Origin of the sequence: Pseudomonas sp. GM21, from assembly GCF_000282215.1 — a bacterium.
In the GTDB taxonomy this organism is placed as follows: Bacteria; Pseudomonadota; Gammaproteobacteria; order Pseudomonadales; family Pseudomonadaceae; genus Aquipseudomonas.
Genome location: NZ_AKJS01000100.1, coordinates 15705 through 34898 on the forward strand (window position 1 = coordinate 15705; position 19194 = coordinate 34898).

Annotated in this window: 14 protein-coding genes; 4 read left to right on the forward strand and 10 right to left on the reverse strand. The window is 59.5% G+C overall.

Features of this window, described 5'->3' with window-relative positions; genetic code table 11:
- Positions 1-83: 83 nt before the first annotated feature.
- The 3 genes from PMI22_RS13115 to PMI22_RS13105 all read right to left on the reverse strand — a co-directional run bounded on the left by PMI22_RS13115 (position 84) and on the right by PMI22_RS13105 (position 2641).
- Positions 84-977 carry an NAD-dependent epimerase/dehydratase family protein gene (locus PMI22_RS13115; RefSeq protein WP_007946311.1) on the reverse strand — a complete coding sequence of 298 codons (894 nt, stop codon included), beginning with the start codon at positions 975-977 and terminating at the stop codon, positions 84-86.
- A gap of 103 nt (positions 978-1080) precedes the next feature.
- Entirely contained in the window at positions 1081-1992 is a 912-nt protein-coding gene (locus tag PMI22_RS13110; RefSeq protein WP_007946312.1) for a LysR family transcriptional regulator, read from the reverse strand.
- Between the two features lie 58 nt (positions 1993-2050).
- Positions 2051-2641, reverse strand: coding sequence for an NAD(P)H-dependent oxidoreductase (locus PMI22_RS13105; RefSeq protein ID WP_007946314.1), 591 nt, complete (start codon positions 2639-2641; stop codon positions 2051-2053).
- Between the two features lie 161 nt (positions 2642-2802).
- Between PMI22_RS13105 and PMI22_RS13100 the strand changes: the two genes are divergently transcribed.
- Positions 2803-3117, forward strand: coding sequence for a putative quinol monooxygenase (locus tag PMI22_RS13100; RefSeq protein WP_007946316.1), 315 nt, complete (start codon positions 2803-2805; stop codon positions 3115-3117).
- On the opposite strand, the gene PMI22_RS13095 is transcribed toward PMI22_RS13100, so the two are convergent.
- Positions 3107-3871, reverse strand: a complete 765-nt coding sequence (locus PMI22_RS13095; protein WP_007946317.1) for a sulfite exporter TauE/SafE family protein — start codon at positions 3869-3871, stop codon at positions 3107-3109. The genes PMI22_RS13100 and PMI22_RS13095 overlap by 11 nt on opposite strands.
- Positions 3872-4077: 206 nt before the next feature.
- Between PMI22_RS13095 and PMI22_RS13090 the strand changes: the two genes are divergently transcribed.
- Both PMI22_RS13090 and PMI22_RS13085 read left to right on the forward strand, forming a co-directional pair.
- A complete protein-coding gene (locus PMI22_RS13090) occupies positions 4078-4959 on the forward strand; it encodes a LysR substrate-binding domain-containing protein (protein ID WP_007946319.1) in 882 nt (293 codons plus the stop codon).
- A 111-nt stretch (positions 4960-5070) separates the two neighbouring features.
- Positions 5071-5415 carry a cupin domain-containing protein gene (locus PMI22_RS13085; RefSeq protein WP_007946320.1) on the forward strand — a complete coding sequence of 115 codons (345 nt, stop codon included), beginning with the start codon at positions 5071-5073 and terminating at the stop codon, positions 5413-5415.
- A 193-nt stretch (positions 5416-5608) separates the two neighbouring features.
- On the opposite strand, the gene mmsB is transcribed toward PMI22_RS13085, so the two are convergent.
- Both mmsB and PMI22_RS13075 read right to left on the reverse strand, forming a co-directional pair.
- Positions 5609-6496: a 3-hydroxyisobutyrate dehydrogenase gene (mmsB, locus tag PMI22_RS13080; RefSeq protein ID WP_007946321.1), complete on the reverse strand. Its 888-nt coding sequence runs from the start codon at positions 6494-6496 to the stop codon at positions 5609-5611.
- Positions 6497-6506: 10 nt separating this feature from the next.
- Complete coding sequence (locus PMI22_RS13075; RefSeq protein ID WP_007946323.1) at positions 6507-8033, reverse strand: CoA-acylating methylmalonate-semialdehyde dehydrogenase; 1527 nt, start codon at positions 8031-8033, stop codon at positions 6507-6509.
- A 150-nt stretch (positions 8034-8183) separates the two neighbouring features.
- Between PMI22_RS13075 and PMI22_RS13070 the strand changes: the two genes are divergently transcribed.
- Positions 8184-9131 carry a LysR family transcriptional regulator gene (locus PMI22_RS13070; RefSeq protein WP_007946324.1) on the forward strand — a complete coding sequence of 316 codons (948 nt, stop codon included), beginning with the start codon at positions 8184-8186 and terminating at the stop codon, positions 9129-9131.
- Positions 9132-9188: 57 nt separating this feature from the next.
- On the opposite strand, the gene PMI22_RS13065 is transcribed toward PMI22_RS13070, so the two are convergent.
- The 4 genes from PMI22_RS13065 to recC form a co-directional block, all read right to left on the reverse strand.
- Entirely contained in the window at positions 9189-9770 is a 582-nt protein-coding gene (locus PMI22_RS13065) for a hypothetical protein (RefSeq protein ID WP_007946326.1), read from the reverse strand.
- Positions 9771-9836: 66 nt separating this feature from the next.
- Positions 9837-11945, reverse strand: a complete 2109-nt coding sequence (gene recD / locus PMI22_RS13060; protein ID WP_007946327.1) for an exodeoxyribonuclease V subunit alpha — start codon at positions 11943-11945, stop codon at positions 9837-9839.
- The gene (gene recB / locus PMI22_RS13055) at positions 11942-15631 is read right to left on the reverse strand and encodes an exodeoxyribonuclease V subunit beta (RefSeq protein WP_007946328.1); all 3690 of its coding nucleotides are present in this window, start codon (positions 15629-15631) and stop codon (positions 11942-11944) included. The genes recD and recB overlap by 4 nt, the downstream gene beginning before the upstream one ends.
- On the reverse strand, positions 15631-19080 hold the full coding sequence (gene recC / locus PMI22_RS13050) for an exodeoxyribonuclease V subunit gamma (protein WP_007946329.1): 3450 nt from the start codon (positions 19078-19080) through the stop codon (positions 15631-15633). Before recC ends, recB begins: the two co-directional genes overlap by 1 nt.
- Positions 19081-19194: the final 114 nt, after the last annotated feature.

Below are 19194 nucleotides of genomic sequence, written 5' to 3' on the forward strand. Positions count from 1 at the left end.
TCCCACAGGGGATTTGCGTCGATCACAAATTCCTTGTGGGAGCGAGCCTGCTCGCGAAGGCCGCGACGCGGTCTAAAGCGAACTCAAACCATCTCGTCCCGAATCCACTCAATCACTGACATCCGCTTCGGCACCCAACCCAGCAACTCACGCGCCTTTTTCCCCCGCACCCGGCTATTGGAACCCAAACCATAGTTGGCCATTTCGTACCCCCACTCGGCTTCGGCATCTTTCAACGGCCAGTCTTGCGGCGCGTCCAACTCCAGCGCCTGGGCAATGGCAGTGGTCATGTCGATGAACGACGCTTCGCCGCTTTCGACGAAGTAGAACGTGCCGGGCAGGTTTTTGGTCAGCGCCAACAAGTACAGGGACACCACGTCTTCGATGTGCACGTTGGACCAGATGTTCTGCCCCGGACCGACATGCCGGACCACGCCACTTTTACGCGCCTGTTTGAGCAAGCGTGGCAGTTGCACGCTGTCGCGGTTGACGCCCAGGCTGTGGCCGTAGATCAGGGTGTTGCAGATCACGGCCGAATTCACGCCGTCTTTCGCTGCTGCGAGGATCAGGTTGTCGATGGCCACGCGAGCGGCCTTGTCGACGGTCGGTTCCGGCAGCTTGTCTTCGAAATAGATAACGTCGCTGGTTTTTCCGCCCGAGGCATCGCCGACGATGCTCGAACCGCTGGTGTGCAGGAACACTTTGTTGGAGCCGCGCAAGGCACTGAGCAAGGCTTCCACCGCGCCGCGATGGTCGCTGCTGGCGGCGTTGATCACCGCATCGGCAGCGCGAGCCTGTTCGGCCAGCAGTGCGCTGTCGTCGAGCGTGCCGATCACCGGGGTGATGCCCAACGCGCTCAGTTCATCGGCTTGTTCCTGGCTGCGAACGAGGCCGGTGACCTTGTGGCCCGCCCGGATCAGGCCGGTGGAGATGGAGCCGCCGATGAAACCCGCTGCGCCGGTTACGAATACGTTCATGGAGAAACTCCCTGCGTGAATAAGTGATGCAACGAGTATCGAGGAGTGATCACTGATGAAAAATCCCCTCTGACCCAATTCACTCTTGCGCAGGAATCACGAATCAGCCCTTGAAGTCTGAATTCGCATAAGCCGCCAGCTTGCCCTGCATGAAGTCCAGAAAGCACTGAATTCGCAGGGCCAGTTGCGAGTTACGGTAGTACACCGCGTTGATCGGCTGGCGATAGCCGCTGTTGAAGTCCGCCAGCAGCATCTGCAATCGCCCGGCGCGAATGTCGTCGATGGTCATGTAGTGCGACAGGCAGGCAATGCCCTGGCCTTCCAGCGCCAGATGCCGGATGGTCTCGCCGCTGGAGGCACTGATCGACGCCTCGATCGGCCAGCGATCACCATGCACCGAGCGCAACGGCCATTGGTTAAGGCCTTCGTTATGGGTAAACCCCAGCAACGCGTGCTCACTTAAATCCGCAACCGCCCGTGGCGTACCCTGTTGTTCAAGATAAGCCGGGCTGGCGACGATGTGCAGCGGGCTGCAACCCAAGGAGCGTGCATGCAGGGTCGAGTCGGAAAGCGTGCCAATGCGAATGGCGATGTCGGTGCTTTGCTCCAGCAGATCGATGATCAAATCGTTGCTGTTGAGTTCCAGCTGGATGTCCGGGTAGAGCCTGCGGAATTCGTCAATGTACGGCACGATGGCGTGCAGCATGAACGGTGAAGCGGCGTTGATCCGCAAGCGCCCGGACGGAGTTTGCTGACGTGAGCTGAGGCGCTCTTCGAGTTCGTCCATCTGATCGAGAATCCGCTTGGCGTGCTCGAAGAAGTACTTGCCCTCCTCGGTCAGGTCCATGCGCCGTGTGGTGCGGTTGATCAGCGTGGTATCGAGCTTCGCCTCCAGCCGTGACAGCGTGCGACTGACCGCCGAGGGGGTTTGCCCGACCTGTTCGGCCGCCGCGGAAATCGACCCGCACTCAATCACGCAGACGAAAATCTGCAACTCATCGGATCTGGCTTTCACAGCGGCCCCTCATTCAAAAACTGGCTAGATAGTAGCTGGATGCGGGGCAAATGGAACCTCACGCGGACAGGCCAAACACCTCGGTCAAATGCTGCTCATAGCGCGCCACATCGGCTTCGATGTTCGGGCGCTTCATCACGTCCACGCAGAGGAATGTCGGCAACCCGGTCATGCCAAGGAACTCGTTGGCCTTGTGGAACGGGAAGTACACCGCGTCCACGCCTTTGGCCTCGAAGAAGTCGGTCGGATCGTCGAACGCTTGCTGCGGCGCGTTCCAGGTCAGCGACAACATGTATTGCTTGCCTTGCACCAGTCCGCCGCTGCCGTACTTCTGCGACGCATCGGAACGGGTGCGGCCATCACTGGCGTAGAGGCTGCCATGACCTTCGGTGAAAACTTCGTCGATGTACTTTTTCACGGTCCACGGCGCGCCCATCCACCAGCCCGGCATTTGATAAATGATCACGTCGGCCCACAGAAATTTGGCGACTTCTTCGGCGACGTCATACCCCTCGTCGATGAAGGTGGCTTTCACATCCAGGCCGCCACGGTCCAATACGCTCAACGCGGCTTCATGCAGGGTGGCGTTGTAGCGGCCGTCAGAGTGGGCGAATTTTTTGCCGCCATTGAGCAACAGGACTTTTTTCATGAGAAATCTCGGAAGGTCAGAAATTGGATGGCGGCAGGTTAGCGATTGGCTTCGCGCGGAATAAGCCCCGAATGCGCAAAAACCTTTTGACCAATACGCACGAATCAATAGGTGATTGTTGCCATAGACTTGCGCCGATTCTTAATTTGAGGAGGTTTCTGATGAGTGAATTGCAAGGCTTCATCCTGCACGCCAAGACGCGCCCGGAAAAATCCGACGCCTTCGAAGCGTTTTTCCGCGGCTATGTGAAAGCGAGCCGCGCCGAGCCCGGGTGCATCGAGTACCACATGCTGCGCGACAAACACGACCCGACGCTGTTTATCTTCTACGAGATCTGGCAGTCCCAGGCCCACTTGGACGTGCACTCGAACCTGCCGCATATGAAGCACTTTCTCGAACAGCGTGATGAATACCTGGAACGGGACTTCGAAATCCGCGCCATCGACATGCTCAGCCCGTCGTCCGCTATCCGCTGATCAGCAAGTGGCCGCCGAGCACGCCGAGGCCGATGAGGAACACACGCTTGAACAATGCGGCGCTGATCCGCTGACGCAGCCATTGGCCCAGCCACATGCCGAGCACTGCCGGAATCAGCGCCAGCAACGACGCGCTCAACTCACCTCCACCCAGGGCGTCGCGCCACCAAAGGCCGGCCGCCAGCGCCAGGGTCGAAACGGTGAACGACAAGCCCAGCGCCTGCACGAGTTCGTCCTTGCTCAAGCCGAGCGCTTGCAGATAAGGCACGGCCGGAATCACAAAGACGCCAGTGGCCGAGGTGATGACGCCTGTCAGCACACCGCACAGCGGACCGAGCCAGCCTTCGGTGCGACCGCCGACGCGCAAGGTTGGCAGGAACAAACCACTCAGCGCATAGAGCAACAACGCAGCGCCCAACCCCCGTACCACCCAATGACCTCCGGCCATGCCGATCCAGAGCGTGCCCACGCCGGTGCCGAAGAAGATGGCCAGCAGCATTGGCCATAGACGCTTGATCAACCCGCGTAAATGTCCACCAAATGCCAATTGCCAGACATTGGTGAGCGTTGCCGGGATGATCAACAGCGCGGCAGCCTGCGACGGGGCCATAGCCAGCCCCAGCAGCCCCATGGCGATGGTTGGCAAGCCGAGGCCGATGACCCCTTTGATGATACCGGCCAGCATGAAGGTGACGATGACCAGCAAAGACAAGGCTAGTCCGAGGTTTTGATAGAACGCGGCGAGTGTATTCATGGGGCTATCCTGAGCCCGAATCGCCGGGTTGAAAATCTGCCATATACTGAGGCAGCCTCTTTCAAAGCAAGAGGCTGAGACTTGATCGTTCCCATGCTCTGCGTGGGAATGCAGCCCGTGACGCTCCGCGTCACTTGCCGAAGCGGACGCATAGTGTCCATTGAGGCATTCCCACGCAGAGCGTGGGAACGAGCTTGGGACTAAGCATGCACTTCGACCTGACCGACCTGCGCCTCTACCTGAACATCCTCGACAGCGGCAACATCACCGCCGGTGCCGCGCGCAGCCATCTGTCCCTGGCGGCAGCGAGCGCGCGAATCCGTGCCATGGAGGCTTCGCTCGGCATCGAGTTTTTGCAGCGCGGCCGGCGCGGTGTCACGCCGACCTCGGCGGGCAAAGCCTTGGCGAAACACGCCCGGGCGCTGCTGCAACAAGCCGAACGCATGCAACAGGACCTGGCCGAATACGCCAAGGGCGTCAAAGGTCAGGTGCGGCTGTTGTGCAATACCACGGCGATCACCGAGTACCTGCCGGAGCTGCTCGCCGACTTTCTGCACGAACACCCAAACCTCGACATCGATCTGCAAGAGCTGCCCAGCGCGCGCATCACCCACGCCTTGCGCCAGGGCGCGGCAGACCTCGGCATCGTATCCGACGCCGTGGACACCGATGACTTGCAGACCCGCGCCTTTCGCGACGATCCGCTGGTGCTGATACTGCCGCGAGATCACCCGTTGGCCGACAGTGAATCCTTAAGTTTCAGCGACACCCTGCACCACCATTACATAGGACTGAACGCCAACAGCGCCCTCGCGGTGTACCTCGAAGAACAGGCCCTGCACATCGGCTCACGCCTGCAAATCCGCATCCGCACTGACGGTTTCGAGGGCGTGATGCGCATGGTCGCCCGCGGTGCAGGGATGGCAATCGTGCCCCTGGCCGCCGTCGAGCGCTGGCCGGGGGAACCACCTTTCAAGTGCAGGGATCTGCAAGAACCTTGGGCGCAACGCAAACTGCTGCTCTGCGCCCGGGACTTTGAAGCGCTGCCCGGCTATGCGAAGGCCTTGTTACACGCCTTGACCCTTTAGTCGCGGGATCGAGCGTTTCTGGACACCTCGATGTCGAGTTCAGACAACTGACCGGTGCACGGGCGCTATAGGGTGCGACTTCAGTTCCTGAACCCACTGCCCGGAGTCCACATGACCGCACCGATTACTGTCCTTCGCGATACTCATCCACTGCCGGTGCTTGACGCCTGCAAATGGGAAAAACTCGAAGGCGACCCGCACACCGTCAACCTCAACGCCTACACCAGTGAAGACGGCAGCAAGATCATGGGTACCTGGATCTGCACGCCGGGCAAGTGGTATGTCGAATACGTGAAGTGGGAATACTGCGATTTCCGCGAGGGCTACTGCATCATCACCCCCGAAGGAAAGGAGCCGATCCATTTGCGTGCCGGCGACATTTTCGTCATCGAGCCGGGAATGAAAGGCACGTGGGAAGTGGTTGAAACCGTGCGCAAGTATTTCGTGTTTGCCTGATGCAAAAAACCGGGAGATCACACGATGTGATCTCCCGGTAAATGTCTCCAGATAAATGCAGTCACTGTGGGAGCGAGCCTGCTCGCGAATGCGGTGTGTCATCCAACATCTATGTCGACTGACACACCCTCTTCGCGAGCAGGCTCGCTCCCACAGGTCTTCATTTCAATGCAGGCTTCTCGCAGCCGCTCTTTTACTGCGGTTTGCGATAGCTATTGATGATCGCCGAGAAGTCCTTGCCCCCTTCCCCGCGCAGGCTCATCGCCTGATACAACTGCTGGGCCACCGCGCCGAGCACCACCGGTTGGTGCGCCTGACGAGCCGCTTCCGTGGCCAGCCCCAGATCCTTGAGCATCAATTCGGCACCGAAGCCGCCGGTATAACCGCGCGAGGCCGGCGCCGTTTCGACGATGCCCGGCCATGGGTTGTACATCTCCGAACTCCAGCAACGCCCGGTGGAACTGTTGATGATCCCGGCCAGCACAGTCGTGTCGATTCCCAGAGCATCACCCAGCGCCATGGCTTCGCTGACGCCAACCATGGAAATCCCCAACAGCAGGTTGTTGCAGATCTTGGCGATTTGCCCGGTACCGACTTCACCGCAATGGACGATGTTGCGGCCCATATGCGCCAACACCGGTTGCAGGGTGGCGAACAGTTCCGGGGTGGCGCCGACCATAAACGTCAGCGTGCCGGCGGCTGCACCGCCGGTGCCGCCAGAGACTGGCGCATCGGCCATGGCCACGCCTTGTTTGGCAGCGGCGGCGGCAACATCGCGTGCGGTCTGTGGATCAATGGTGCTGCAATCCACGGCCGGTACACCTTGGCCGATACCGGCGAGAACGCCGTCTTCACCCAGCCACACGCTGCGCACATGTACAGCGGCCGGGAGCATAGTGATCACCAGTTCCGCGCCTTGTGCCGCTTCACGGGCCGAAGCGCTGATGCTGCCGCCCAGTTGCTCAAGCTCTGCCAGCACGGTTTTATTCAGGTCGACCAGACGCAAGGCGTGACCCGCCTTGATCAGGTTGCGCGCCATCGGGGCGCCCATGTTGCCGAGACCGATAAAAGCGATTTTCATGTCCGGCTCCTTAACGCAAGTTGATGGTGGTGTTCACACCGTCGTTGACGCTGTCGTCATCGAACCAGCGACTGGTGACGGTCTTGGTCTGAGTGTAGAACTGCACCACTTGCTTGCCATACGGGCCGAGGTCGCCGAGCTTGGAGCCGCGCGAACCGGTGAAACTGAAGAACGGGACTGGCACAGGAATCGGGATGTTGATGCCAACCTGACCGACGTCGATTTCGTTCTGGAATTTGCGCGCCGCCGCACCGCTCTGGGTGAACAGGCCGGTACCGTTGCCGAACGGGTTGGCGTTGACCAGCGCAATCGCTTCGTCGAGCGTATTCACTTCCAGCACCACCAGCACCGGGCCGAAGATTTCCTGGGTGTAGATCTGCATGTCGGTGGTCACGCCGGAGAACAAGGTCGGGCCGACAAAGTTACCCTTCTCGTAACCTGGAACCGTGATCTCGCGACCGTCCAGCTCCAGTTTGGCGCCTTCCTTGATGCCGCTTTCGATCAGATCGAGAATGCGCGCCTTGGCTTTTTTCGAGATCACCGGGCCGACATCGGTGCCTGGCTCGCTGCCGGCATTCACGGTCAGTTTCTGCGCCAGCGCTTTCAAGTCCGGCAGCCATTGCTTGGCCGCGCCCACCAATACCACCACGGAGGTGGCCATGCAGCGTTGACCCGCTGCGCCAAAACCGGCGCCGACCAGGGCATTCAGCGCTTGTTCGCGATTGGCATCCGGCAGCACCACGGCGTGGTTCTTCGCGCCCATCATCGATTGCACGCGCTTGCCGTGCTTGCCGGCCAGGTCGTAGACGTGAGTACCGACGGCGGTCGAGCCGACGAAGGAAACCGCCCTGATGTCTTTGTGCGTGCAGAGTGCGTCAACCACTTCCTTGCCGCCATGCACGACGTTAAGGACGCCCGCCGGAACGCCGGCCTCGATGGCCAGTTCCACCAGGAGCATGGTCGACATCGGGTCCTGTTCGGACGGTTTGAGCACGAAGGTGTTGCCGCAGGCGATAGCCATGGGGAACATCCACAGCGGAATCATCGCCGGGAAGTTGAACGGGGTGATGCCCGCGCACACGCCGATGGGCTGACGCAGCGTGTAGGTGTCGACACCGCCGGCCACGTTCTCGGCAAACTCGCCCATTTGCAGGCTGCCGATGGAGCAGGCGTGCTCGACCACTTCCAGGCCACGGAAAATGTCGCCTTCAGCGTCGGCGATGGTTTTGCCCTGTTCGGCACTCAGCACCACGGCGATACGCTTGGAGTGTTCACGAATCAGCGCCTGGAGCTTGAGCATGATGCGCATCCGCGCGCCGATCGGCGTCAGCTTCCAGGTCTGGAAGGCACGATGGGCAGCGCTGATCGCGGCGTCGACTTCTTCGGTGGTCGCAAACGGCACCTTGGCCAACACTTGCTGAGTCGCCGGGTTGACGATGTCATGCCACTCGGTGGACTTGGATTCGACCCACTGGCCGTCGATCAACAGCTTGACCTTCTGCGCGGTGGTTTCGTTAGGCGTGAGCGATGCGTTCATGTGGGTCTCCGGATGCTTGTTTTTATCTTGGGAGCCAAGGCGAGAAAGTCGCCTTGTGATGAGACGTGTGTTGCGAATTGGTTATGGGGCTGTTTTTGGAGTATAGATGTGCAAACTTCTAATAAGAACGCACATAAAAGCCGGTCCATCATGCAAAAAAACATCACGTCTTTAGGCTCGCTGAACTGGGATGACCTCAAGTTTTTCCTCGAAGTCGCCCGCACCCGCAAGGCCAGCACTGCGGCCAAGCGCCTGGCAGTGGACTACACCACCGTGTCGCGGCGCATCAGTTCGCTGGAAGCGGCGCTGGGAACCTTATTGTTCGAGAAATCCCGGACCAGCGGTTTTGTCCTGACCGCCGAAGGCCAGCGGTTACTCGGTTATGCCGAGTCGATTGAAAGCACGCTGCATATGGCTTGCGAGCAGGTTTCGGGGTCCGGGGTCGCGTTATCCGGGCATGTGCGCATGGGCTGCACCGAAGGCTTCGGCAGCTTTTTCATCACCCCGCAGCTGAGCCATTTCGTCGACGCCTATCCGGCGATCTCGGTGGACATCCTGCCGCTGCCGCACTTCATCAGCCTGTCCAAGCGCGAGGCGGACATCGTCATCGCCCTGGAGCGCCCGGAGCATGGCCCGTACGTCTGCTGCAAACTCTGCGACTACAAATTACAGCTCTACGCGACCCAGGACTATTTGGACAAACACCCACCCATCCGCCGCCCGGCAGACTTGGGCAAGCATTCATTCATCAGTTATGTCGACGATCTGGCATTCAGCTCAGAGCTGTTGTACCTGGCGAATGTGCTGCCCGGCGCCAGCGCCAATTTGCGCAGCACCAGCGTGATCGCGCAATTCGTGGCGGCGCAGCAAGGGCGGTCGCTTGCAATTTTGCCGTGCTTCCTCGCGGCTCAGGACCTACGGCTGCTGCCGGTGTTGCCGCAAGAGATCAACATTACGCGGCAATTCTGGATGTACTGCCGCGAAGACCTGCGCAAGCTCAAGCGGATCACCCTGTTGTGGGATTACATCCGCTCGGTCACTGAACAGAATCAGGGCCTGTTGATGGGGGAAAGCCGGGAGATGTTGTTTGCCGACTAAGAATCTTCACGGAATCAGGTAGCGGAACCGTAACGTAAATAGGTGTCCGGTGTTCTATTACGTTAACTCAAGTCGCTCTAACGCATAGTCCTTACCTGCCAGGGTAAGTTCGAAAATGGTGGCACCGAACGTACCCCGGGTTACTTTTTGCCTCACAAGACGTTTAACTTGTAGTTGCTTTAGACCGTCCTCAACTTCCAACTTGCCGAGCGAGACAAGTTTGCAAATGGAGTCTAGATTTGCAACCTTTCTGAAGTTTGCATGATAGGCCAAAGCTTCCATCAGCAGCGTTTGGTTATCGGTCAACCGTGGAAACTGAGGGTTGTTGGTTTTGTAAATTTTTCGCTCTATCTCATGTAACTCGCTGTAGGGTTCGTCAGCGGTGCGGTAGTAGTAAAACGCTACAGTCACAATGCTGGTTAAAGCCACGGTAATCATCAGCAGTGACCAATTCGGCATTGCCGTTTCTAACAGCAGCCAGTCCCACACACCTAACAACCAGACTTTGGCGTCAGGCAACAGCGTCATCTCGAAGTAAGTGTCCAGTAGCTTCGTGGCAGATACCAAGACGACAAGAAAGCCGCCAGCCAAGTAGGCCATAGCCTTGATAGTGATCGATTGCTTGCCTTCCTCAGCCATGCTGCGCGTCTCCAATGCAGGAAACAGATGTCATCAACAGTGTAGTGGAAAAGGGGCAATCTGGCGTCAAGGGCTTGGTGCAATCCCCTCTTCGAGCTCCAGCATCAACCCGCTCAAGCGCTTGACCTTGCGCCGCACGGCCTCTTCGAAGACGCCGGCACGTGGCTCGATCAAGGTGAACCAGTGCTTGGCCCGGGTGATCCCGGTGTAGATCAGTTCCTTGGTGAGCACCGGGTTCAGGGCGTCCGGCAGAATCAGCGCGGTATGGGCAAATTCCGAGCCCTGGGATTTGTGCACGGTCATGGCATAGACGGTTTCGACATCGTTGAGCCGACTCGGCAGGACAAAACGTACGCCGCCCTGACCATCATTGCGTGGGAACGCCACGCGCAGCACCTGTTTGCCGGCGTCGGGTCCCTCACGTTCCGGCAGTTTGAGGGCGATGCCGATGTCGCCGTTCATCAACCCCAGGCCATAGTCGTTACGGGTCATCAACACGGGGCGCCCTTCGTACCACTGCTGATCGCTGTCGATCAGTCGGGCCTTGAGCAACGCGGCGGTCACTCGCTGATTCAACCCCTCCACGCCCCATGGCCCTTTACGGACGGCACACAGCAACTGGAAAGCGTCGAAGGCTTGCAACACTTCCCGCGCCCATTCGGTCCAGCCTGCATCGTCGAGCGGGCTGTCGAGCGCTGGCCGCAGCCTGCGCAGAATATTCAAATAGTGGCGATAGCCTTGCGGCCCTTTACCATGGCCTTCGAGCAACAAGCGCTCCAGCGCCCGGTCTTGCTCACCCTTGAGCGGCAGGGAAAACACATCGTCGTGGCTTCGAGCGGCCAATAACTTGCGGGCGTGTTCAGGTTGTTGCTGGTTGACCCAGCGCGCCAATTGTCCAATGCCGCTGCCCTCACCGAACCGGCGCGAATGGCGCAGCATGACCACTTGCTGGGCGAGTGGATGAGTGCCCAGGGTGTCGGCCTGCAAACCACTGGCCTCCAGGTTTTCACCACTGACCGCTTCCAGCCACTGGCGAGTCTGCGGGCTGTACCAACCCGCCTCGGCATCCCGGCACAGATCGCCCAAAACAGCGCCGGCCTCCACCGATGCCAGCTGATCCTTATCCCCCAACAACACCAACCGCGCGTGGGCCGGCATCGCGTCCAGCAGGTTGGCCATCATTTCCAGGTCGATCATCGATGCTTCGTCCACCACCAGCACATCCAGCGGCAAGCGATTACCCGCGTGATGGCGGAAGTGTCGTGTGCCGGGACGACTACCCAGCAAACGGTGCACGGTGGTGACATCAGAGGGGATCTGGCCGCGAACCGACTCGGTGACGGCCAGGGTCCGGACCTGTTGGCTGATCGACTCCGTGAGCCGGGCCGCCGCTTTCCCGGTGGGTGCGGCAAGCCGGATGCGCAGGGGTTTGCCGGCTTCCACGGCGGGCGCCTGGAGCAAGGCCAGCAAACGCACCACGGTGGTGGTCTTGCCGGTACCCGGGCCGCCGGTCACGATGCTGAACGCACTGCGAGTCGCCAGGGCACAGGCGAGTTTCTGCCAGTCGATCACTTCACCGGTTTTGGCGGAACCGAACAAGCCGGTCAAGCGTTGGGGTAAATCATCCGGCGTCGTTTCGTGTTCAGCCAAGCGCAGGCGCAAGGCATCGTCGATGCGTCTTTCGTAAGCCCAGTAGCGGCGCAGGTACAGGCGCTTGCCGGATAAAACCAGAGGCCGAGATTGCGCGGATTCACGACCGTCTGCGGCCAGCGCCACCAGATTGCTGGAGGCCAATACCTTGCACCAATGGGCACCGTCCAACGCTTCCAGCAATTGCGAAGGCAATACCATCGCGCCACTGTGCAGATCACCTTCAGGGGGCAGCGACAGGGCGAAATCCGGTTCTTTCAGCGTCTCGAACAGATCCAGACACACATGACCGTGGCCCAGTTGGTGACTGGTCAGCGCAGCAGCGAGCAACACCAACGGATCATCGTCGGGGGCGAGTTCGTGGAGGAAGGCGACAAAGGCCTTGTCCAGCGCTCGCAACCAGCCGCGTTCAACCCAGCGCGTCAGTAACAGCAGCAGGTCATCGGCACGACTCAACGGCGCCAGTTCCGCCAGGCTTTCGGCCGCCAAGGGTGTGGGCAGCAAATCGGCGAAGGTGCGACTCATAGCAGTACTCCCTTTTCCCACGCGGGTTCGGCCTTGGGTTCTGGCTTGCCCTGGAACATACGGTCCAGTCGCTCGATCAGTTCTTTGGGTGGACGGGCGAAATACGCACCTTGGGTGGCGGCACGCGAACCCCGCAGGAACAGGTAGACCGCACCGCCGACATGCCGGTCGTAATCGTAGTCGACAAGCCGCGCCTTGAGTTGCCGGTGCAAGGCGAGCAGGTACAACACATATTGCAGGTCATAGCGGTTGTCGAGAATCGACTGCTCCATGGCCGGTTCGGTGTAGGCCGCGTCATCAACACCCAGCCAGTTGGATTTGTAGTCGGCAACGTAGTAGCGACCTTCGTGCTCGAAGGTGAGGTCGATAAAGCCCTTGAACATGCCGTTGAGCAAGACCGGTTCGGCCGCCACTCGGGCAACGCCGTTGTGGGTGTGTTGGCACACCAGTTCATCCAGTTTGAGCACGTCGACTTTATGGCTGGCAAACCAGAACTCCATCTCGACGCGGTACTGGGTCAGTTGCTCGAAAATCACCGGTGCCGACCCACTGCCGAGGTGCAGTGGCGACTTGAGTAAATGTTGCAGCCAATCGCTCAGCGTGGTGATCCAGCCTTCCCAGCCACGGCGGTTGCAGCGTCGGGCAATCGCGTCTTCTACCGCTTGTGGGGTGGCGGCAAAACCTTCGTCGCCGGCCCATTCCAGCAAACCATGGAGAAAGGTGCCGGGGTTGGGGCCTCGGGGGAATCGATGGATATCACCGCCACCGGCCGCCACTTCTCGTGGAGCGTGCGGATCAAGGCGTTCATCGTCGAAGAGCTTTTGCGCTTGCGGGCTTTCCGGCGCTTCGTCACTGCCCACACTCAAACGGTCGCCAATGCGCAGGGCGCTGTAGGAGGCGATCCACCAGTTTTCACTGGCCTTGCGTTTGGGGACGCGCAGCGCGAGCAAGGTCGCCTGATTTTGCGGCGGCCGGTAGTGCTCGGCGGTGGCTGACGGCATTTCAGCGTAGGTCAGCGTGGGGCAGTCCTGCTGCAAGTCTTCCAGCCAGCGCTTCAAGCCTACCGTTTCGGCCAATGGCAATCCGCCCCCCAACAAGTAACCCAACGCCGACAGGTGCAACACCGAACTGCTGTTATTGCCGCGTTTGAGATCCGTCACGCCGAGCCAGCACGCATGTTGCGCGCGAGTCAGGGCGACATACAGCAAGCGCAGATCCTCGGCCAGACGCTCATCATCGGCCAGGGCAATCAACTCGGCAGTCGGCTTGAGGGTCACCTGAGCCTTGCCGTTTTCGTCGTGGTAATGCAGCGGCAGACGACTGCCATCCACCGGTTTCGCCGAACAAATGAAAGGCAGGAACACCAAGGGATACTCAAGGCCCTTGGACTTGTGAATGGTCACAACCTTGACCAGTTGTTCGTCGCTTTCCAGGCGCAGGATCTGCTCTTCGCCGGCCTGACCGGACAACGCCAGATGCTCGGACAAATGACGAATCAGCGCCTGCTCGCCGTCGAGCTCGGCCGCTGCCTGCTGCAGCAATTCGGACAGGTGCAGCAGATTGGTCAGTATTCGCTCACCGTCGCTGCGCGCAATCAATGCCTGCGGGAGCTGGAAGTCATGCAGCAAACGTCGCAGCATCGGCAGCACACCTTGCTTGCGCCAGAGTTCGCGATAGCCACGGAATTGCATGACCCGAGCTTCCCAGGCCAGCTCGTCCTGATTCAAACGCTCCAGTTCAGCCAGCGACAGATTCAGCGTGATGCAGGCCAACGCGGCTCGCAGAGGCCGCTCGACATCGGGCTCGGCACAGGCCTTGAGCCAGGTCAGCACATCGTGAGCTTCTTGTGCGGCGAACACCGAGTCCTTGTCCGACAGATAAACGCTACGCACACCTCGGGCCGAGAGTTCGCCTCGCACCGCTTGAGCTTCTTTGCCATCGCGAACAAGGATTGCGAAATCCGCCGGGAGCAGACCTCTGAAGTCCTTGCCAGCCTCGACAAACCCCGCCCGCCCTTGCTGTCCGCCGTTGAGCAGTGCCGTGATTTCACTGGCGCAGGCAGCAGCCAGTTGTTGTCGGTACACAGCACCGGACAGGGGTTGCTCTGCGGACAAATGCCAGATATTCAGGGACGGGACCACTTCCCCCTCTACGCGCAAAACCTCTTTACGGCCCTGGGACTCGACGGGTAGAAACGGCACGGGGTTTTCGCCATTTTTTTCCCGAAACAGGAAGGCTCCGCGCCCCAGCTCACGAGACTCGGCGCGTTCGAAAACATGATTCACCGCACTGACCATGCCGTGGCTGGAGCGGAAATTTGTGCCCAGCGTGTGCAGTCGACCGGTAGTGGCCTCACGGGCGCGCAGGTAGGTGTAAATGTCGGCGCCACGAAAAGCATAGATCGCCTGCTTCGGGTCACCAATGAGGAACAAGCCGCATTCCGGATTGTTGTCCTCGATGCGATAGATGCTTTCGAAGATCCGGTATTGCACCGGGTCGGTGTCCTGGAACTCGTCGATCAACGCGACCGGGAACTGCTCACGAATCAAGGTCGCCAAGCGCTCACCACCCTCGGATTGCAAGGCGGCATCCAGGCGCAGCAGCATGTCATCGAAGCCCATCTCCGCGCGGCGGCGTTTTTCTTCCTCGAAGCGTGTTCCAACCCAATGGGCGGCATGTTGCAGAACGGCAGCATCGGGGGTCGGCAGTCCGTCGAGGCTGGCCTTGAGACCGGGCATTGCCTCCAATCCTGGATGACGGGGTGCTTCGCCCTTCCAGGCTTCGGCCATGCCATCGGGCGTCAGACGAATGAAGCCGGTGCCGATGTCCAGTTGCTCAAGCGCTTCATCTTCAGCCCACGCTTTGATTTTTTCGAACCAGGGCTCGAAGTAGCGCGCCTGCATTTTTCGACCGTCGACACTCTTGCTCGTTACGCCTTGATGACAGATGAGCAGCAGCTCGTCCGCCCATTGGCGCCAAGGCATCTTGAGTTCGAGCAGCGCGCTACGTCGCTCCTGCAAACATTCGTTGATCAGCTCTGCCGGTTCTTTTCCTTCAACACTGTCGCGTTCGCTGGCGAACAAACCGCGCACGCGCGGCAGCAATGCCGCCGGACCGCCCCAATTGTTGCGCACCCAATTCAGCGCATCGCCTTGCATCGGGTAACAAAACAATCGCCAGTAATCGCGCAGGACTTCGCCCAACAAATCGCTGTGATCGGTTTCCAGGGTCTGGGTAAACAAGCTGCCGCTATCAAAGGCATGTTCGCGCAGCATGCGTTGACACCAACTGTGGATGGTCGAGACGGCTGCCTCATCCATCCATTGCGCGGCGATGTCCAGACGATTTGCGCAGCCTGACCACTGTTCGGGGAGGTACTGATCACGCAGTTCGGCAATCAGGCCATCCGGCGCCGTCGTCTCCTCACGGAAGAACCGCGCGGCTTCGGCCAGGCGTGTACGTATACGTTCACGTAACTCTTTGGTGGCCGCATCGGTGAAGGTCACAACGAGGATTTGCGGCGGCAACAGTTCACGCCCGTAACCACTCGCGTCATTTCCGTGACCCAGTACAAGGCGCAGATAAAGCGCGGAAATGGTGAAGGTCTTGCCGGTCCCGGCGCTGGCTTCGATCAGTTGGCTGCCGCGCAGGGGGAATGCCAGCGCCAGAGGCGTTTTTGTGGTCATCAACGAGCCTCCTCGCTGGTCAGTGAACGCCAGGGGGCTTCAAGCATCGGTTTGTACAACGCGTTGCACCAGTCGGGGAATGTTTCGTCAGCGAGCAGTGCATCGTAATCAGCAAACTGCCGGGTGAGTGCAGGGCTTTCGCGGCGCTCTCCATCAGTAGTCTGACCATCGCCTTCATAGGCTTTCCGGGCAGCGGCTTCGGCTTTCAGCGGATCGGTCTGGCCAAGCCAGGCGAAGGCGGTTTTTACTGCAATCGGCAGTGGCTGACGCATGCCGGCGCGCCAGGCTTGCAGGAGATGCCCCAGGATTTCAAGTGCGGCGCCCTTCTCCAGCGGCTCCAGCAGCAGGCTGTCGTCGCTGGCCACCAGCCCGGTGGTTATCGGTATGCCGCTGGCGCAGGCAACCAGGTGATTGACCCAAGGACGCGTCAAGCGATGCCATTTGCGGGTTTTAATTGAGCCAATGCTATTGGGGATGGTCGTAACCGACAGCAAACCTCCGTCTGCACGCTGGTGCAGACCACTGAGCCAACCTTCCAGACGCAGTCCTTCCAATTCAAGATTCACCGGCAGAGCGCTGGTAAGCGGTGTCGGCCATAACGCCAGGAGTTGTTGATAACGCCGCACCAGATCCGGCAGCGGTTCGATCAACTCACGCTGAAGGCATTCGCCGAAACCGGCCATGGGCAACAGCCCACTGTTTTGCAAGCGTGTGGCCTGGTCTTCAAGTGCCTGATCGGCGTGTTCAATGCGTCCCAGAGCCGCTGCAAGCAGACTGTCGCTGAGGGTATAGCGTTGCAGCGCATCGAGGACAAATGGTTCTTCATCGGCTAACGGCACTTCAGCCGCTTCGAAAAATACCTTGAGCCGCTGGCTGAAAAAATGTCGCACGGGATTGCGCACGAAATCCTGCAATTGACCGAGGCTCAGCGGCTCCTCCTGCACGTAAGCCTCAAGTACTTCACCGTCAGCCACCTGATCAGTGACGCGATGAAGTACCTGCCACTCATTGGCATAGCTGAACAGCGCGTCACCTTCATGAAAGTAGCGAGCGCTGAAGGGCTGCAATGGGTGTTCCTGAGTCATGGCCTCTAGCAGGTCCTTGCCCTCATCGCGCAGTCGCCAGCCGCTGGCGAGATGGTCCCGCAATTGGCCGATCAGCACGGAGGCCGGGCGTTCGCTGTTATCCCGAATGCTTCGGCCAACCCAGCTGATATAGAGTTGATCCCGGGCCGACAACAGTGCTTCCAAAAGAAGATAACGGTCATCTTCGCGGCGAGATCGATCACCGGGACGGTAGTCACTGCCCATGAGATCGAAATCCAGCGGTGGTTGCGCACGCGGATAGTCGCCGTCGTTCATGCCCAGCAGACAGACCCGTTTGAACGGAATCGCCCGCATCGGCATCAAGGTGCAGAAGTTGACTGCACCGGCCAGAAAACGCTGGGACAGCCGGCCCTGATCCAGTCCGGCCAGCCAGGCTTCCCGTACCACGGTTAACGTCAAATCGTCCTGCAAACCGACGGACTCACAGGTGTCGAGCCAGGTTTCGCGTAACTCTTCCAGCTGGGCCAGCAAGTAGTCGTCGTGCTCGTTGCTGGCCTGGAAGAATAGTTGCACCAGTGCTTGCAGACGCACACCCCACTGTTTGGGCGGTGCAGGTTGAGTCAGTTCCTGGTGGGCAATCTCCAGCGCATCCAGAAGGGCCACCAAAGGTCCGATGAGCGCGGCATCCAGACCGCCGATTTCGTCGTAAGGCTCGATGCCTTCGCACGCGTTGGCGCTGCCCACGGCATAACCCAGCAGCATCCGGCGCAGGCCGAATCGCCAAGTGTTTTGCTCCAGCGCTTCAGGCAATCCCAGACCCGCACGCTGTTCGGCATTCATTCCCCAGCGAATGCCCGCACCTTCGATCCAGCGATGCAGCGTCGGCAGGTCTCGCTCCTCAACGCCAAAACGGGCACGTAATGCAGGAACGTCCAGCAAGTCGAGAATCTCACTGACGGGAAAACGGCTATCGGGGAGTTTGAGCAGGTGTTCGACAGCAATCAGCAGGGGATCGCGACCACGCTGGCCTTGATCCGCCAGCGTGAACGGAATGAAACGTGGATCGTGGCGCTCAAGCTGACCGAATACCGCGCGAATATGCGGTGCATAACTGTCGATGTCCGGGACCATCACGATGATGTCGCGGGGCCTGAGGTCCGGATCAGCACTGAAGCGCGCGAGCAACTGATCATGGAGGATCTCAACTTCACGCTGGGCACTATGGGCGATGTGAAAACGGATCGACTCGTCCTGCTCCAGATCGACGGCTGGCCAGCAGTCTCGCGTCTCGCTCAGTGGACGCAACTCGAGAATGTCGTCCTGCAATTGATTGAGCAGATTCTTTGGCTGGGTATCGCTGAACAGGTCAATGCGTCCGTCACGAAATGCGGAGCTATAGCTGTTGGGATCGTCATAGCTGTCGAGAAGATTGATGTAGTCCCGCCCCTGTTTACCCCAGGCAGCCAGTAGCGGATGAGCATGCTGGTGGAGCGTTTGCGGGTCGAGCACAACAGGCATTCCGCTTTTGCGAGCCTGGCGCTTGTATTGATGCCGAAGCAGGTCTTTATCGGCGACGATGTCGGCCCAATGGTAACGACAGGGGTTATGCACACACAGCAGAACCTGGCTGAATCGGGCCAGTCCGGCAAGTGCTTCGAGGGCTTGAGCGGGCAGTGAAGAAATCCCGAAAACGATCACCCGTGAAGGCAATCCGCTGGGGGCGACGTCGAGGCTGTTGATGCGTTCGATAAACCGCTGATGAACACCGGCACGGCTTTGCGCCATGCCTTCCTCACCCACATCCAGCAACAGCGCTCGCCATAATTCCGCCTGCCAGCAGTTCGCCGGGGCCAGGGGCTTGGCTTCGCCTCTGCCGTTGCGGAGTTGGTGACGACCTTCTGCCCAGTCTTCGAGCCAGTCGGCCCGGTAGACCTGGTATTGGTCGAACAGATCCGCCAGTCGCTCAGCCAATTGATAGCGCTTACGCAAATCAGTGTCATGGGTCAGGAAGCGTTGCAGCGGCTCGAAGTGTGGCTGGTTGATCAGTTGCGGAAGTAGGCGCATCAAACGCCAAGTCAGCGGAGCTTTATCGAGCAATGATTTGACCGGGATTTCATCCCGTCCAAGGACCATGCGATAAAGCTGCCACATGAAGCTACCAGGTAACTGCACGTCAATAGCTGCAGCAATACCGCAGCCGCCCATGTCATCTTCTTCCGGATCTTCGGCCAGTGCCAACTTAAGCCACTGCGCGATGCCATTGCTCTGCACCAGAGCAATTTCATTTTCCAGGGGAGCCAGTGGATAACGCCGCATTACGCTAATCACCAGGCTGCGCAGTTCATTCAAACTGTTGCTTTGAACCACCATAAAAGCAGCATTGAGCGACGTGGCGTCCGGCATAAAGGCTTCCTTGGAAAAATACAGATGCTAGGGCCGAACCTTAGCATTGTCGGGGGACGGTGACAGCCAAGAGCTGCCCAGTAATGCGGTATGAACTTTCCTGCGGACAAAACA

Coding starts and splice junctions, on each gene's coding strand:
- PMI22_RS13115 (WP_007946311.1), bottom strand. CDS start 977: ATGAACGTATTCGTAACCGGCGCAGCGGGTTTCATCGGCGGCTCCATC.
- PMI22_RS13105 (WP_007946314.1), bottom strand. CDS start 2,641: ATGAAAAAAGTCCTGTTGCTCAATGGCGGCAAAAAATTCGCCCACTCT.
- PMI22_RS13100 (WP_007946316.1), top strand. CDS start 2,803: ATGAGTGAATTGCAAGGCTTCATCCTGCACGCCAAGACGCGCCCGGAA.
- PMI22_RS13095 (WP_007946317.1), bottom strand. CDS start 3,871: ATGAATACACTCGCCGCGTTCTATCAAAACCTCGGACTAGCCTTGTCT.
- PMI22_RS13090 (WP_007946319.1), top strand. CDS start 4,078: ATGCACTTCGACCTGACCGACCTGCGCCTCTACCTGAACATCCTCGAC.
- PMI22_RS13085 (WP_007946320.1), top strand. CDS start 5,071: ATGACCGCACCGATTACTGTCCTTCGCGATACTCATCCACTGCCGGTG.
- mmsB (WP_007946321.1), bottom strand. CDS start 6,496: ATGAAAATCGCTTTTATCGGTCTCGGCAACATGGGCGCCCCGATGGCG.
- PMI22_RS13075 (WP_007946323.1), bottom strand. CDS start 8,033: ATGAACGCATCGCTCACGCCTAACGAAACCACCGCGCAGAAGGTCAAG.
- PMI22_RS13070 (WP_007946324.1), top strand. CDS start 8,184: ATGCAAAAAAACATCACGTCTTTAGGCTCGCTGAACTGGGATGACCTC.
- PMI22_RS13065 (WP_007946326.1), bottom strand. CDS start 9,770: ATGGCTGAGGAAGGCAAGCAATCGATCACTATCAAGGCTATGGCCTAC.
- recD (WP_007946327.1), bottom strand. CDS start 11,945: ATGAGTCGCACCTTCGCCGATTTGCTGCCCACACCCTTGGCGGCCGAA.
- recB (WP_007946328.1), bottom strand. CDS start 15,631: ATGACCACAAAAACGCCTCTGGCGCTGGCATTCCCCCTGCGCGGCAGC.
- recC (WP_007946329.1), bottom strand. CDS start 19,080: ATGCCGGACGCCACGTCGCTCAATGCTGCTTTTATGGTGGTTCAAAGC.